Source organism: Peptoniphilus lacrimalis DSM 7455 (assembly GCF_000378725.1).
Lineage (GTDB): Bacteria > Bacillota > Clostridia > Tissierellales > Peptoniphilaceae > Peptoniphilus_A > Peptoniphilus_A lacrimalis.
Map to the genome: position 1 here is coordinate 41,237 of NZ_KB900376.1, position 15,681 is coordinate 56,917.

The following is a 15,681-nucleotide window of genomic DNA, read 5'->3' on the forward strand; positions in this document are numbered from 1 at the left end:
CTTTAATTTTCTTTTAAATTTACATAATCTGGGCGGAATTCATATCCATCACCCTTATAATATTTACTAAACATTTCATAATATTCAAGTCTTAAAGATTGAATAAATACAATAAGACCTTCAAGGCATATTATAACAATATTACCTAAAATTAAAATTAATAAATTTCCTGGGAACTTACCTATCATTTGAGCTAAAGTTTGGAAAGCTAAGAATAAACCAACGTGGTTAATAGCAAAAGCACCAACCCTTATGAAAGAAATAATTCCACTCATTGTAGATAAAAGTGCTTCAAGAAGTCCAAACGCTCCTTCTATATAGTAATCTCCAGCAGAAATTTCAGGTATTTCTTTAGTTACCGCAGATTTTATAGCCCTCTTTAAAATCATAAGCACAAGAGCTAATATTATCAAAGCTAAGGAAACACCATTATTAATTAATCCTTGAGCTCCCATAACATTCATGCCTATATTAATCATAGCAAAGAATATTATGACTCCCATAAATCCTTCCTTGTCAAATATGGCATCAAAAGTTTCCTTTCTAAGAAGCCTATTAACAATTCCCAATATATAAGATATAAATAAAAGACCTATACCAAAATAAATGGCAATAACAAGAGTTTTATTTATATTATCAAAAGGTTTAAACCATAAACCTTTTAATATATCTTCTCTTCCAAAAACTGAACCGTATAAAATACCGAATATACATGATGAAAGACCCATTCTCATCAAAAGTTCTCCAAAGTTTTTGCTTTTTCTTGCTAAAAGAATTCCTCCTATAAAAAACACAGCCCCTTGACCTAAGTCCCCAAACATAGCTCCAAAGAGTATCATATAAGTAATCGCTAAGAAAGGTGTTGGGTCAATTTCACGATAATTAGGAGTTCCATACATATTTATTAAAAGTTCAAAGGGTTTAAAAAAATTTAAGTTTTTTAATTTAGTAGGTGGATTTACACTGTCTTCCGGCTCAATAAAAGCTACACTTACATCATCATAAGCATATAATATATTAGCCAGTTTATCTATATCAGAAACCCCAACCCAGCAGGACATATAAAAGTACTTTTTACTCTTTGTTAAATACTTTTTAACCTCTTCAATCTTTTCATAAACAAGCATTGAAGCAAGAGTAACCATCAATTTATCCCTCTTATTTGTATACAAATCTTTCTTAAAAGATTCAATATCAAAAAGTTCCTTCTTTAAATCTGTTTCAGTTTTCTTTAAATTAAGAAGAATTTCTTTAGCTGTTCCCTTTTCATTTACAGAAAGGTCAATGTCCCTCCAGTTTAATGACTTTAGAACCCTATCCATTTCGCTTTGCATATCATTAGGATAAATAGCAAGATAGATTTCATTGTTGTCAATAGTTGCTGTATGGAAAATCATAGCAACAATAGTATCATAAGATTTTTTTAGCCTTAACCTTCCATCTTTATCTAAAATCCCGAATCTAACTGTAAAATATTCCATGTTGGAGATTTCAGAAAGATCTAAATTAACATTTTTAAATAATTTATAATTTTCCTCTATACTTTCAACAGCCTTTAACTTTTCACGAGTTTCTGTAGATTTAACCATTTTTTCTCGCATTATTTGATAAAACTTTTCAAAATCAATAGATAAATCAATTTTATCTAGAAATTCTTCATCAATTTTATCAATTTGCAAAAATTCCATAATTTCTCTGGCTCTTTTTACAGTTTCTTGATTTTTAATATTACTTTTAAAGGTTGTTATATAGTTTAATTCTATATTCCTTTCAAGATTTCTTTCATCTTCAAGACTGAATACAAAATTATTTTCATCTAGTTGTGCTTGAGAAGAAACAAATTTAGCCGATTTTACCTTTAGAATATCCAATATTATATTATCCATATTATCTAAAGGTGCCATGGCATTCATCATTCTCATTTTTTCAACTGCCATAATTTCACTTCCTTACATTTACAAGGTAATCACTAACTTTACCTTTGCCAATATCAAGTCTTTGGGCTTCCATAAAGATTTTAATATCCCTAAGTTGGGCCTCAAAAACTACTATAAAACTCAATAAATGACCAAAATTACTGTGAGTTTTTCTGAATTCTTTGCACGCAAAGTCATAGCAAAGCCTATTGGCGCTAACAGAAACATTTGCTATAGTTTCTCCATTCTCATTAAATAAAAAATCATAAGGTGTCTTACTAAGAATAGATTTAAAACCCTTAATATTATCGAGATGCGATAATTCCCTTAAAGTTTGGAAATTTAAGTATTTGCCACCAAATATTATAAAATTTATCAGTTCTTCATCTAACAATTTGTAATTTACAGAACCTCTATAAATCCAAATAATATTTGCTATATCTATTTTTCTGCCAAAAATTTCTGTAAACTCTTCTTTGTTTTCTTTGGAAAAGGCTTTTACGCATTCAATAATCCTTGTATAATACAATTTATCAAGGTTCATTTCCATATAGAACAATATTTGATCACTTGGTTCATCAATGTAGGTTCTTAAAGTTCTATAATAAATAGAATTTTTACACTTCTCAACAAAAGTTTTTAAATCCATATCGGCAATATCAAAAGTCTTACCATTTAACGAAAACTCATAAGTTTCCTTGTTTCTATCTCTTACTAGAAATCTAAGAGCTTTCTTAAGGTCATTATATTCCTTTACTCTAATATATTCATTAAGAAAATCCCTATAAGGACCGCTTAAATAAGAAATAAGTCTTTTAAGTTGCTCATACAAAAACGTATCTAAAGCACTTTCAGCTTCATTAGTATTCATTCCAAAATTTAAGTCTTTAAAAAGTTCCTTCGATTTTAAAAATTCAACAGTATCCTTAAAAGAATTTGTTGAAATTAAAGGTTCAAAGTCCTCAGGGCTTAAAAGTTTAGAATACATAGCATCAATTTTTGCATTAATAGCTACAAAATTACTCATAATCATCCTCATCTAAGATAATTTTTAAAGCCTTATCAATTAAATGGTTTTCTTCCTTGTTGTAATCATCTTCAACTTTTTTAAGCCTCTTTCTGTTCTCGCTTAGAATTAAGGAAGCTTTATCTTCAAATGATTTTGTGATTTCATTATATTTACTCTTTGCAAGGTCCTTTGCTTGTTCAAGAGTTTTATTTTCCATATCAATAATCCTTTTTTGTAAATCTTCTCTGAGATCAAAGATTTCTTTGTTGGTTTTGTTAACCATTTCCTTAGTCTTATTGTCTATGGCAATTATACTATCTATGCTCTCTTTCAAACTTCTCCCCTTCCTTTAAAATAAAATTACGCCAACAATATGATTATATTCCTTTTATTTAATTAATCAATAGGTTTTGAAAAATTTTTTTCATTGCGGTTAAACAGTTGAAATTTAGGGATTAAAAGCCTCAAATAAATGATTAAAAATAAGCTCAAGCTAGCTTGAGCTGTCAGTATTTATAAAATTGTGATTTTTTCTTCTATGCCCCGTTTTGAGAAACTTCTGAAAACATCCTGTGCTTGTAATTTTCAGACTTACACAGAGATGGACTATATCCTTAATTAAAAATTGAAAATTATTCTACATAAAAGCATCAACTAAATTATGTTTTGAAAAATATATGAACATTATCCAATGCCATAAGTAGAGAAAATGAAAATTCAAATGGTAAGAAATCTATTAAGCATTATATAAAAAAGCATGACATTATTCCTCTTTTGGTTCTTGTAAATTTCCTTACTTTTGGAAATATATCTTATTTTTATAATTACCTAGATGAATCTCTTCAAAATAAAATTGCTAGAGCTTTTGGTGAGAGATATAAAGAAAGTTACCAGTATCTCAATTGATGACATATTTGCAATTTCAGGATTTCATAATAAGTGGTTATTAACTTAGCTATTTCTTTTTTTATTTGCTCACGAATATCCTCAATTTATTAAACAACTTCATCATATTCATTTCGATTTTCCTATTTTTTCAGCTAATTTTAGTATAGATGAAAAGCTCTTTTCCAACTCTAAGGTATTAGTAGACGTTTTACGGATTTCATCTAATAGAAACTCATAACTTGCAAAGCTCGATAAGCATGGCTTTGTTGATTATCATTATTTAATCATGTTACCACTGATTTTATCAAATATTTCTTCTCTTAATTTCCAAATACCTGAATATGGCTGTTCAATATAGCTAATGTTTTTGTCTTTATATAAATACACTATGCTTGGACTATCTACTGCATTTTTGTGATGGAATTTAAAGATAAGATAATCATTAATATTTGTGGGCTGATCGTTAACACTTTCCCTACCGGTATCATTGGTGTTTCCCTCAATGTCTGCAATGATGACTGCTATTTCATCTTGATTCTCAATTTTCAAACGATCTTCTGAAGTGTTTTTCATAATTTCAATTTCTTTTATTTCTTCGGCTTTTGGTAGATTTATTTTTTTATTACTACCACATGCAGTTAATGACAAAATAGTGATTAAAACTAATGCCATTCCAAGATATTTTTTCATAGTTTTCATCTCCTTTTTCTATTTATTGTAATTCTCCCTCGGTACAATTCTACACTTTGGCGTAAAAGGTCCTCTTGGAATTATTTCTGTATTTAGTTTTACTATTAAGTCATGAGTATTTTCTTCGCATCACTTGCACAAATTTACAGATAGAGTAACTCTATATAATTTTTGACAAACAATTAGCATTAAGGTGCATATTATAAGCATCGTTACTTGATATGACAAATGCAAGAAAATCATCATTATAACAGGAACTGCAATCATAAATATTGCAATAAAATTGGTTAGTATGGCTGCTGTACTATGCTTTATTACACTTATCTCATCATTCCATTTTAATTTCATATATCTTATGTTAAGATACAGTCCTACTACAGAAATAAATAACGAGTAACATATCGGAACAACCAATACCAAAATCATTTGAATCACATTTAATTTAACTTTCAAGAAAATCATTGTAACTGCGAAAAAATATCCTATAAAGTGTATTAAGATATTTACTGCTATTTTGCTGTTTACAACTTTTACAATAGACACTGGTGATGATTGCAATATCCATAGGTTGTTGCCTTCCAACGATATAGAGGATGATGTAGTGCATGACATTATTAGAAACGAAGCAATGACCAATGATCCGTATTGAGTAAGGATTAATTCCAATGAGCTTATTTCAAACAGATTTTCTATATTAGAAATTCCAAATAGAATACATCTAGACGATACAAAACACAAAACCATAATTCCCAAAGAAGTATTTATTACATAACTGCTTGAGCCTAAATACCGTCTCAATTCTTTTTCAAACAATGCTCTAAATGGTGTCTTTATCTTAATAGTTAAGTTAGCATCTCTTTTCCCTTGAAAACTTCTATTTAGAAATAGGTGTATTTTATCATAATTTTTCATCGTCAAAGTGCAATACAAACCGAATATTACAGCTGAAGCTAACACGAAAATAGCAAGTCCAATGTATAAACCTTCTCCTATATAAAATAACTTTGCTAAAGGAAATATTTTTATAAGCTTATTCTCAATAATTTTTTCTAACGCTGAATATTTCACCCCACGATTCATTGATATAGCTATAAAATATCCCATGAAAAGCAAGAATGATAATATGATATTCACAATATTTTTTCTTTTACATAAACTACCTAACATCTCGATTAAAATCGCTAAACCAGAAGCTACACACATAGGGATGATAGGGATAATTATGCTTGTTACCAAAAAAATAAAAAATAGCTCAATTGAGATGTATTGTTTAAATACTAATAACATCACATCCGGTAACAATATGCTTTCGCATATAATTAAATCTATTAAATATAGTATAAAAAACTTACTTGCAATGATTTCAGATTTTTTTATCGGGAAAGAACTAAGCATTTCAAAGTCTTTGTTATAAAAGAAAATAGAATTACTTTTAAAAATCGTTGCTAAAACCACAAAGAAAAATGATATGGAGACCCCATATGATACAGCATACTTATATAAACCCATTTCTATAATCGATTTTATTGAAAAAAAATTATACAAACAAACCAACAAAAATACAGAAAATAAACTTAATGAAGTATATATCAATGTTTCTTTTTTATTTCTCTCTTCGTTTCCGATATTAAGGAGATTAATAACTTGATTTTTTACAAGTATGATAGTATTTTTCATTTTTTAATCATCTCCATAAAATATTGCTCTAATCCATCAGAATTTTTTAATATTTCTGTTGTTTCCCCCTCAACAATCAAATGTCCATTATCTATCATGGCAATCTTATTACACAACTTTTCTGCAACTTCTAAAACATGTGTTGAAAAGAAAATTGCTCCACCATTTCTCGCTAATTTTCTCATTTCTTCTTTTAGTAAATATGATGATTTAGGATCTAATCCCACAAAAGGCTCATCCATTACTAATAACTTAGGGGAATGAATCAATGCTGAGATAATTACAATTTTTTGTTTCATCCCATGTGAATAGGATGAAATTCTATTGTTTAGAAAGGATTTCATTTCAAACAAGTTTGAGAAATATTCTAACTTTTCTTCTCTTATATTTTTTTCGACCTCGTATAAATCAGATACAAAATTGGCATATTGAAATCCTGTCAAGTTTTCATATACATCCGGATTATCCGGTATATAAGCAATATCTTTTTTATAAACTTCATTTTTTCTGTTTACTTTTTTACCGTTAACAATGATTTCACCATCAAAATCATGGATTCCCACGATAGCCTTTATAGTTGATGTCTTACCTGAACCATTAGAGCCAATAAAAGCATATATATCACCCGCTTCTACTGTTAAATTTAAGTTAGCAATTGCAACATAACCATTACTATAGGTTTTCGAAAAATTACTTATTTTCAGCATAATTCCTCCTAAAAATAGCCCCAGCAGAATAATCTGTCTGGAGCTATTTTACTCTGCACTATGTTCTTATCTCAAAGCTAAAAATATTACCAAGAAACTAATTGTTATTACACTTAATGGTACAAGATAGTATTTCCATGTTGCTTTTTCACTTCCTTGAAACTTCGCAAATGCAATAAAGTTAATAAGTAAATATGCAAATGGAGCTCCGTAAGTTAAATAAGTTTTAGCAATCGTACCATTAACATTTCCAGATGAATCCCAGTGTACCGGTACTACATCAGGTAAATTTTTACCAAATACCAAGAAAATGCCAACTGTGGCTAAACATAAAATACTACTGATAATCAGGTGCTTAATCTTTGATGATTTCATTTTTCTCCTCCTTTTCTTTTTTTAATAACACAATGGAATATATCAACGGAATGACATATAGCAGCGTTGCATAACCCACTATCCAAAACCATTTATTTGAAACTCCAAAAGAGAGCATCAAAACTCCAGATAAAATCCACAAATAACCTGCCAACCTATGCACTTTAAACCATAGTACAGGTTTATCTAAAAGCCAGAAAAATTTTAGACCTATAAACCGACTTGGCTTTGTTTTAGGCAAATAATTTCCAACTGCGATAATAATTAAAGCTACTAATACATGCATTATTTCCTGAGTATAGTTTTCATTCGATTGATCAAGAATATACTTCCCATATTGTGATATGGCAAATAGCACAGGAACGCTCATTGCAATTGGCAATATTAATTTATGTGGCAGCCTATCCTTTTTCGCAAGTCTTCCACCTATAATGTCTAAGCCTATGCTAAATGCTGAAACTATTATTGGTAATATATACAACTTATAAAAACCAATTTCTCGGTTTCCAGTAGTTAATAGATAGATACTTGCCGAAAAACTAAGCAGTATTATTACCACATACCATTTTTTATTCTTCATTTTCCACCCCTTGAAACTGTGATAACCAAATTATCATTTCCTCAAATACGGATATATTTATGTCATAGTATATGAAATTCTTGTACTTTCTCTCTGTTACCAACTCTGCCTTTTTTAGTAAGGATAAATGATAAGATATGGTTGAGTTAGATAAATCATATTTTTCAGCAATTTCTCCCGCTGTAAGTGATTTTTGCTTTAAGGAAAGTAAAATATCACGCCTCACAGGATCTGCTAATGCTTTAAATGTATTCGGAAATCCCACTAAATTTACCTCTTCTAATCTATTTTAATGCTCGTCATAAAACTATTTCGATTTATTTCTAAATAGATTGTACTACCTTTCGCAAACAATGTCAATTCTATTTTGAAATTTTTCGAATTACCTACATACTATTCGATCACTATTAGCTATTGCTAATACGCTCATATTCTTTTCCCGGTATCCCTGCTCTTTTCAAAACCTTTAGCTTTTCCTGTTTTTTCTTCCTCGTACGAATTTCCAATATGCAGAATATGGAATAACCGCAGCAAATAGAAGATAATATTTATTAGCAAACATATCGGGGATTCCTTTTGCATTGAAATGAACAGGAATTTTCTCTGGGAGAAATATGCAAACAATAAATATTACAAACATTATCCCTATCAACACCAATACATCTTTTAAAAATCTTTTTTTCATAGAACATCTCCTCCTTAAACTAAAAATTTAATCTACAAGTTTTTATATAAACGCCACCCGCAATAACGAGCAAAATAAGTGCTACTCCCAATAATGTAGGTACTATAGAAAAATGCAAAAACCAATGGAAAAGAATTGGTATAACTAATGCAGCCATTCCAATAATTGCAGATAAAATAACAGGCATACTCTGTTTTACTATCATCATCTCACTTTCCCATTCAAAGTTAGGGAATTTTTTATTCAAAGAAATTCCAATCACTGTTATAAAAATGGAATAACAAATAGGAACAATTATTAAGCTGATGGTTTGAATAATTTCCATATCAAGCTTTAGCAAAAATATAAACATAGAAACAATATATCCAATTAAATGAAGCGTAAGATTTACTGCAATCTTAGAATTTAAAATCGTTTTTACCCTAATAGGAGAACTTTGCAAAATCCAAACATTTTTACCTTCTAAAGATATGGAAAATGCTGCCGGACAACTAAGTAAAAACATTGAAGCAATACACATCGGAGCAAAATTTGAAAGATATTCATTAACATTTTCGATTCCCGAATATTCCCCTATTTGTTGTAAAGAATTAAAAAGAAGAAATATGCTGAAAACACATAAAAGTATTACACCAAGACCTGCATTCAATACTGCCATATATGAATTTAGAAACAGTCCCATTTCTTTTTTATATAGGGCAAAAAATACTGATTTTCTATTATTCGAATTTTTGTTGTCAGAATATCTTGTTGTTGTTTTAGCAAGAGTATTAAGCAACCCATACTTCAATGAAACCACTTTGGCAAATATATAAAAAAATACTATTGAAAGAACAATAAATAATCCTACTCCAATGTAAATTGGAAAATTATAGTATTCCATAAATAGCTTAGATAACGGGTACAATCCGGTAATTTGCTTAGAAAGCATAATCCCAATACTATTTTCATTACCTGATTTCATAGCTGACACTGCAATATATCCAATTATCCCTATCATTGCAAATGAAAAAATTAAAGCAATAACATTTTTTCTCTTAAAGAAAGATGAAGCAACAACAATAATGATTCCCATACATGCTGCTATACACATAGGTATCAACGGAACAAAAATTATGGAAGTAAAATACAATATAATCTGTAATGCATTTAAACTTCCGTTTAACACCCAAACAATTCCCCCCGGAAGCATAAACATCAATCCTATTAAAAAATTCAATAAATACATAAACATAAACTTGCTGCTTATAATATCCGAACTTTTTACAGGCAATGACAAAAGATTTTCCATATCACGACTGCCAAATAAAATCCCATTCGAATAAAATATTGTCAAAAATAACATTGCAAAGCTTGATACCGATACCATATATGCCGGTATCAACTCCTGCTGTCCCAGTTGTACCAATGTTTTGGCTGTTATGATATTATAAACAAAGAAAAATATAGCAAGAGTTATTATTCCAAAACTTGCAATAACAATTGAACTTTGTTTTTTATTTCCCGGCTCTTTCATTTCGTTGATCGGAAAGAAATTTATCAATTGTGCTCTAATTAGTATCCAAATTTTGCTCATTATCCTGCACCTCCATGAAAAAAGTTTCCAAAGATTTATTGCCTTTGACTTCTTCTGTATTTCCGCTCGCAATTAACTTTCCATTTTTTATAATTGAAATTTTATTACATAATTTTTCTGCAACATCCAATACATGTGTTGAAAAGAAAATAGCTCCTCCATCTGATACGCATTCGTGCATTATTTTCTTTAGTAGAAAAGTTGCTTTCGGATCAAGTCCAACAAAAGGTTCATCTAAAATTAGTAACTTTGGAGAATGCACCAGTGCAGAAATAATCGCCGTTCTTTGCTTCATGCCATGTGAATACGAAGATATCATTCCCGAAAGATGTTTCGTCATTTCAAATAAATCGCCGTATCTCTGAATTCTTTCTCTGCGTATTTCAGTAGAAACTTCAAATAAATCAGCAATAAAATTGATGTACTGAAATCCTGTCAGATGTTCATATAAATCCGGATTATCCGGAATGTATGCCATTATTTTCTTACAAATAACAGGCTCTTCTTTAATAGAATGCCCGTCAATCGTTATACTTCCATTCTCAAAATCATGAATTCCAACTACCGCTTTTATCGTTGTAGTTTTTCCGGCTCCATTTGCACCAATGAATCCATAAATATCTCCAGACTGTACTGAAATGGATAAGTTTTCAACAGCCTTTTTGTTCCCATAGAATTTACTAAAATTCTTTATCTCTAACATAATTTCCACCTCCATTGACAATTTGTCAGTTATTCCTTGAAATAAAACCGATAACTTGTGTATCAGTAGCTATCGGCAAATTATTCTCCTTGCAAACATTCTATTCTTTTTTAATTACTAAAGAGCTTTTTCGTATTTAAGCTTTGTTCAAGCATTATCTTAAATGCATTTAAGTAGTTATCAACAGGTTCTTCCTTTAAATATCTTATACTTATGTTATTTGAAACAAAAACATAAGCTGTCATAAGCAACTCTGCTGTTTCTAATGGATATTTTACAGAAAAAACTCTTTCCATTATTCCTTGATTTATAATCTTTTCAAAATATATTGTCAGTTTTTCAACAAGCTTATGGGATAACTTATCTATCATATATTGATTTTCTTTAAGGTCAATTGTTTTTTGTAGCACTGTACCCTCTGCTGAAATATTTTCTGAAGATATAATTGTGACATCTATAAAAGATCTGATTTTTTCTATGGCAGTTTTATCTTCATCATAAGCAATAATATAAATATCTTTCAGTAGTCTATCTGAATATTGTTCTACAAGACAATATAAGATATCCTCTTTATTCTTAAAGTGATAATATAACAACCCTCTTGATATATTTACTTTATCAACTATATCCTGAGTTGTTGTATTAGTATATCCTTTCTCCATAAAGAGTATCATTGCAGCATCCATAATCTCTGCACGTCGTATTTCAGGTTCTTTTACATCTCTCATTTTATACCTCCTATTATTTATATAATACATCTAAACTGACAAATTGTCAATTGATTTTAATCTTGTTATTTTATGCTTTTTCATAGTCTTTTCTTAAACTCTTTAGCTTCTCCTGTTTTTTCTGTTCTCTACTTTCCTTATACCTTTCCTCATACTCCTGTTGTTTTCCATTTGCTTTACGCTTTAGATAATTTTGATGAAGTCTGTCTCTTCTCTCTTTAATTTTTCGTTCTTCTTCCTCAAGTTTTGATCGTTCTTCTTCGCTTAACTCTTCTTTTGGCACTTCATAATTTCCTATGAAGTTAAAATATATTTCTATCTTTTGCTTTGATGTTTGACTGCCTTTCCTATCTCTTTCATGAATGATTATCTTCTTTACAAACTCATTTATCATTGTGTTTGTGAGATTATCAAAGTTTTCATAACGACTAATAAGGGATATGAATTTTCTTGCCTTATCTGTTTCCATTTCATATCTTGATATTACAAGCTCTAAGTCTCTAATCTCTTTACTTAACGTGAGTTGCTCAGTTTCATATTGGTTATTTAAAATTTCATAGCGATTATTCGGTATCTTATTTAAAATCATATCTTCATAAATTCTGCACATCAATCGTTCCAGCTCTTGAAGCCTGTTTTGGCTTTCTGTTAATCTTATCTTTTTCTTTTCTATATGTGCCTTTTCCTTTTCTTCCATTTCATTTTGAATGGAGTGAATAAATGCTTCATTATCTTCATCAAGATAATTTTTTATATCTTTTAATATTTCTTGGATAAGGTTTATGACTACTTCTGCTTTTATCCTATGAGCTGATGGACATAGCGTTCCGCAAGGTACTTTCTTATAATTACTGCAATTGTAATAAGGGATATTCTTGTAATTATTTGTCCTATGAACATACATCTTACTACCACAATCAGCACAATACATTAGTCCTGTCAGTGGGTGATATTCACCCCAACCATCAGGATACCTTTTTACATTTCCTCTTATCCTTTGCACATTATCAAAGGTTTCTTGGTCTATGATTGCTTCGTGGGTATTTTCAAATATCAGCCAGTTATCTTCGGATACATATTTACTTTTCTTATCCTTGAAATGCTTTCTTGTTTTGAAGTTGACTGTATGACCTAAGTATTCTTTTTTCTTTAAGATACTTGCAATGGTAGAACTGCACCAACGATAAGGATGTTCAAAATTTTTGCTTTGATGTAGTCCATATCCCAATTTCTGTTGATGATAAGCGGGTATATCTATCTTGTCTGCTTCCAATATTTTTGCTATTCGATACGGACCATTACCTTGCATGGTCAGGTTAAATATTCGTCTTACTATCTCGGCTGCTTTTTCATCTACAACCCACTTATCTTTGTCTTTTTCATCTTTGATGTAGCCATAAGGTGGAGTGCTTGCCGTATGCTTTCCGCTTTCTCCTTTTGATCTAAATGTAGATTGTATTTTTCTTGAAGTATCTCTTGCATACCATTCATTCATAATATTTCTAAAAGGGGTAAAATCATCTTCTCTGTAAAAGCTGTCTACATTGTCATTGATAGCAATCAGTCTTACGCCCTTTTGTCTTAATATCTCCATACATTGACCGACTTTGAGATAATCTCTGCCGAGTCTACTCATATCCTTTACGATGATACAACCGATATTTCCAGTATTTACTCCATTCATCATTTCCATAAAGCCTGGTCTGTCAAACTGTGTTCCGCTTATTCCGTCATCTGTAAAATGGATGATGTTGGTTAAATTATTCTTACTTGCATATTCTTCAAGGATTTTCTTTTGATTAACGATTGAGTTACTTTCTCCTTCTAGTTCATCATCTCGACTTAATCTATCATAGAGTGCTGTTATCTTTTCAAAATTCCTCACTTTTTCCTCCTTCCTCTTAATTTCTTAAATAAAAAAGAATTAAGAAGTACATATATCACTAAAACAGTGATTAAGTGTTCTCCTTAATTCTATTACTCCTTTAGATAATTCATCTTATCTTCATCTATTTTCATTAAAGCTCCAGCGGGTAAACCGCCGTAAACTTGATATTCAGCAAAAGCATCTTCTTTGTCGCCATCATAAGTTTGAAGAAATTCAGAAAATACAAGGGGCATAATATGGATCTCATCACCCCTACCTGCAAATTCAGTAATGACATCTTTAGATAAGAATTTAGAATTACTCCCAGTAACATAAACATCAAAATTATCTTGACGCAAAAATCCATTTAAGACTTGCTCTAAAGATTTAAGCAATTGAACTTCATCTAAGAGGATATAAAATTTTTCGCTGTCATTCGTTTGGCTCATAATATAGTCTAAAAACTTTTTAGGATCTACTAATCTTTCACCACTTAGTAGATCTAAATCCATTAAATTTTCGCCAATTTTTAATAAATCCCTAGCCGAATCAAAGGCAAATTTTATAATATGGTTTTCATCAGCTCCACTTTGGGTCAAATAATTATAAAATAGATTATTAAGCAAATAAGATTTGCCACTTCTTCTTATTCCTGTAATAATCTTAATGAACCCATTGTCTTTTTTTCGTATTAATTTATCTAAATAATAATCACGTTTTATTTCCATACGCCTACGCCTCTTCCTATTTAGAATTATTTCCGTTTTGGAACTTAATCTAAGTATATTTTAAAGTGTAAGGTCATATAATTCAAATCTATTTAGAAATAATTCCATATGGGACATGTTTTTAAATTAGTGTTTAGCCTTTCCATTCAAGTATTTGTTCAGTTTTTATTCAAGTATTTGTCACTATTCTATATTTAAATCTTTATGATATAATTCCTAATGAAGAAGCCCTTACCATACATGTCGGGGCTTTTTTGCAATCAAAATACCCGATCTACACCGCTTTAAGAGGTATGTCGGGTTCTGTTGGTTTGATTGAATATTTAGTTTTTATTCTTGTCAATTTTCTATTTCAACTTAAACTGAAGATTTAAATATTACTTTAAGATTTTCATCATAAACTATAATCTTTTATATTCGTTAATTTGTAATTGAATCCACCGCTACCTTCACTATTACATTAGCATTAATAATTGTATTTACATTTGTGTTCATACAACAATTGCATTAGCAGCTAAAATTATAAGAATTAATCCTACACCCCTAGACTCAATGTCGTCACCTTGTATTAGCGATTTATTTTTTCATTTTCAATATACATAACTTTATCTTTTTTTAATTCTTATAGATTCTAAATATTTTCTTTTTTCGCCAAAGCATTATTAACTTTATATCCAATGATGAAGTAGAATAGCATTTGCAATACAACTATGATTGTCATAGTTGTATTGGTTAGACTATTACTAAATATTATTATAATATTTAGTAATATAAAAAATATAGTATATATGCGAAAAAGTTTAGCTGCATACTTATGGGCATAATTCCAGTTTTCTTTTGATTTCATACTTAATGCTGTTCTAAATCCACTATACTTACTGATATTTCCATTTGCTTTATACTTATAAAAGAAAGACAAAAACAATCCTGCTATAGGTAATAAACTAATTACAATTTTTTCAAAATTCATACAAAACCCTCTAAAAATCCTAAAAGCTACTATTTTCAACACTATTATAACCTATAATCTTATTTTTGACATCAGCACTACACTCTACATATGGCTTTAGCTGTCGGTATGAATAAAAATTTATATTTCTAAAAAGTCTTGTATGTTTGAATATGTCCTTTAATAGGATACCATCAACTAACTAAAAAACATCCCTATCTCTAGAATTGTTTAAATTTTACTTCTCTTTTATCCTGAGTTAAACACATTTATATCCATCTTTTGTTAGTCCCAGTAATTTTTAATAGTCAGATAAATTTGACTTATTTTATTTATTTTTTAACTTTTTATACTTATCTCCACTTCCTATACCAAAAATCATTGAACCGATGATCCATGCATATTCAGTTTTCCCCGTTTTATAGGGCATATATATTGAAGCTATGAGTGCAATAAATGCTAAAATTGTTATTACTAACCACAGGTTCTTTTTTCCCATTTTTATTTCTCCTCTCCCTTAAAAAAATCTATAAAATCTATCCTATTTTCTTATTTAAAATTTTTCTATGGATTTCATAGGACATATCCCAAAAAATAAATCTA

18 protein-coding genes are annotated in these 15,681 nt (G+C 29.6%); 1 reads left to right on the top strand and 17 read right to left on the bottom strand.

Annotated elements, in window-relative coordinates:
* Positions 1-2: 2 nt before the first annotated feature.
* Genes F594_RS0108035 through F594_RS0108045 form a run of 3 tightly spaced genes read right to left on the bottom strand, consistent with a single transcriptional unit; the run spans position 3 to position 3,259 of the window.
* Positions 3-1,937 (bottom strand): V-type ATP synthase subunit I, encoded by a 1,935-nt coding sequence (locus tag F594_RS0108035; protein WP_019035209.1) that lies wholly within the window; start codon positions 1,935-1,937, stop codon positions 3-5.
* 4 nt (positions 1,938-1,941) lie between these two features.
* Positions 1,942-2,943, bottom strand: coding sequence for a V-type ATPase subunit (locus F594_RS0108040; protein ID WP_009345496.1), 1,002 nt, complete (start codon positions 2,941-2,943; stop codon positions 1,942-1,944).
* Positions 2,936-3,259 carry a hypothetical protein gene (locus tag F594_RS0108045; RefSeq protein ID WP_019035210.1) on the bottom strand — a complete coding sequence of 108 codons (324 nt, stop codon included), beginning with the start codon at positions 3,257-3,259 and terminating at the stop codon, positions 2,936-2,938. Before F594_RS0108045 ends, F594_RS0108040 begins: the two co-directional genes overlap by 8 nt.
* 413 nt (positions 3,260-3,672) lie before the next feature.
* On the opposite strand from F594_RS0108045, the gene F594_RS09915 reads away from it, so the two are divergent.
* On the top strand, positions 3,673-3,831 hold the full coding sequence (locus tag F594_RS09915) for an Abi family protein (RefSeq protein WP_233428304.1): 159 nt from the start codon (positions 3,673-3,675) through the stop codon (positions 3,829-3,831).
* Positions 3,832-4,089: 258 nt separating this feature from the next.
* Here the strand turns inward: F594_RS09915 and F594_RS0108050 are convergent, their stop codons facing one another.
* From F594_RS0108050 to F594_RS09775, 14 genes are all read right to left on the bottom strand, one after another.
* Complete coding sequence (locus F594_RS0108050; RefSeq protein ID WP_019035211.1) at positions 4,090-4,503, bottom strand: DUF5301 domain-containing protein; 414 nt, start codon at positions 4,501-4,503, stop codon at positions 4,090-4,092.
* Positions 4,504-4,632: 129 nt separating this feature from the next.
* The gene (locus tag F594_RS0108055; RefSeq protein WP_019035212.1) at positions 4,633-6,180 is read right to left on the bottom strand and encodes an ABC transporter permease; all 1,548 of its coding nucleotides are present in this window, start codon (positions 6,178-6,180) and stop codon (positions 4,633-4,635) included.
* Complete coding sequence (locus tag F594_RS0108060; protein ID WP_009345518.1) at positions 6,177-6,887, bottom strand: ABC transporter ATP-binding protein; 711 nt, start codon at positions 6,885-6,887, stop codon at positions 6,177-6,179. The genes F594_RS0108055 and F594_RS0108060 overlap by 4 nt, the downstream gene beginning before the upstream one ends.
* Before the next feature lie 66 nt (positions 6,888-6,953).
* The gene (locus F594_RS0108065; RefSeq protein WP_019035213.1) at positions 6,954-7,262 is read right to left on the bottom strand and encodes a DUF1648 domain-containing protein; all 309 of its coding nucleotides are present in this window, start codon (positions 7,260-7,262) and stop codon (positions 6,954-6,956) included.
* The gene (locus F594_RS0108070) at positions 7,243-7,842 is read right to left on the bottom strand and encodes an SdpI family protein (protein WP_019035214.1); all 600 of its coding nucleotides are present in this window, start codon (positions 7,840-7,842) and stop codon (positions 7,243-7,245) included. Before F594_RS0108070 ends, F594_RS0108065 begins: the two co-directional genes overlap by 20 nt.
* Entirely contained in the window at positions 7,832-8,107 is a 276-nt protein-coding gene (locus F594_RS0108075; protein ID WP_004825167.1) for an autorepressor SdpR family transcription factor, read from the bottom strand. The genes F594_RS0108070 and F594_RS0108075 overlap by 11 nt, the downstream gene beginning before the upstream one ends.
* 201 nt (positions 8,108-8,308) lie before the next feature.
* A complete protein-coding gene (locus F594_RS0108080) occupies positions 8,309-8,527 on the bottom strand; it encodes a DUF1648 domain-containing protein (RefSeq protein ID WP_019035215.1) in 219 nt (72 codons plus the stop codon).
* A 19-nt stretch (positions 8,528-8,546) separates the two neighbouring features.
* A complete protein-coding gene (locus tag F594_RS0108085; RefSeq protein WP_019035216.1) occupies positions 8,547-10,103 on the bottom strand; it encodes a hypothetical protein in 1,557 nt (518 codons plus the stop codon).
* A complete protein-coding gene (locus F594_RS0108090; protein WP_019035217.1) occupies positions 10,078-10,806 on the bottom strand; it encodes an ABC transporter ATP-binding protein in 729 nt (242 codons plus the stop codon). The genes F594_RS0108085 and F594_RS0108090 overlap by 26 nt, the downstream gene beginning before the upstream one ends.
* 110 nt (positions 10,807-10,916) lie before the next feature.
* On the bottom strand, positions 10,917-11,534 hold the full coding sequence (locus F594_RS0108095) for a TetR/AcrR family transcriptional regulator (protein WP_002838505.1): 618 nt from the start codon (positions 11,532-11,534) through the stop codon (positions 10,917-10,919).
* 70 nt (positions 11,535-11,604) lie between these two features.
* Entirely contained in the window at positions 11,605-13,419 is a 1,815-nt protein-coding gene (locus F594_RS0108100) for a recombinase family protein (RefSeq protein WP_019035218.1), read from the bottom strand.
* Between the two features lie 92 nt (positions 13,420-13,511).
* Positions 13,512-14,129, bottom strand: a complete 618-nt coding sequence (locus tag F594_RS09330) for an ATP-binding protein (RefSeq protein WP_019035219.1) — start codon at positions 14,127-14,129, stop codon at positions 13,512-13,514.
* A gap of 631 nt (positions 14,130-14,760) precedes the next feature.
* Positions 14,761-15,099: an SdpI family protein gene (locus tag F594_RS0108110; RefSeq protein ID WP_019035220.1), complete on the bottom strand. Its 339-nt coding sequence runs from the start codon at positions 15,097-15,099 to the stop codon at positions 14,761-14,763.
* A gap of 307 nt (positions 15,100-15,406) precedes the next feature.
* Entirely contained in the window at positions 15,407-15,577 is a 171-nt protein-coding gene (locus F594_RS09775) for a hypothetical protein (protein ID WP_019035221.1), read from the bottom strand.
* Positions 15,578-15,681 lie beyond the last annotated feature (104 nt).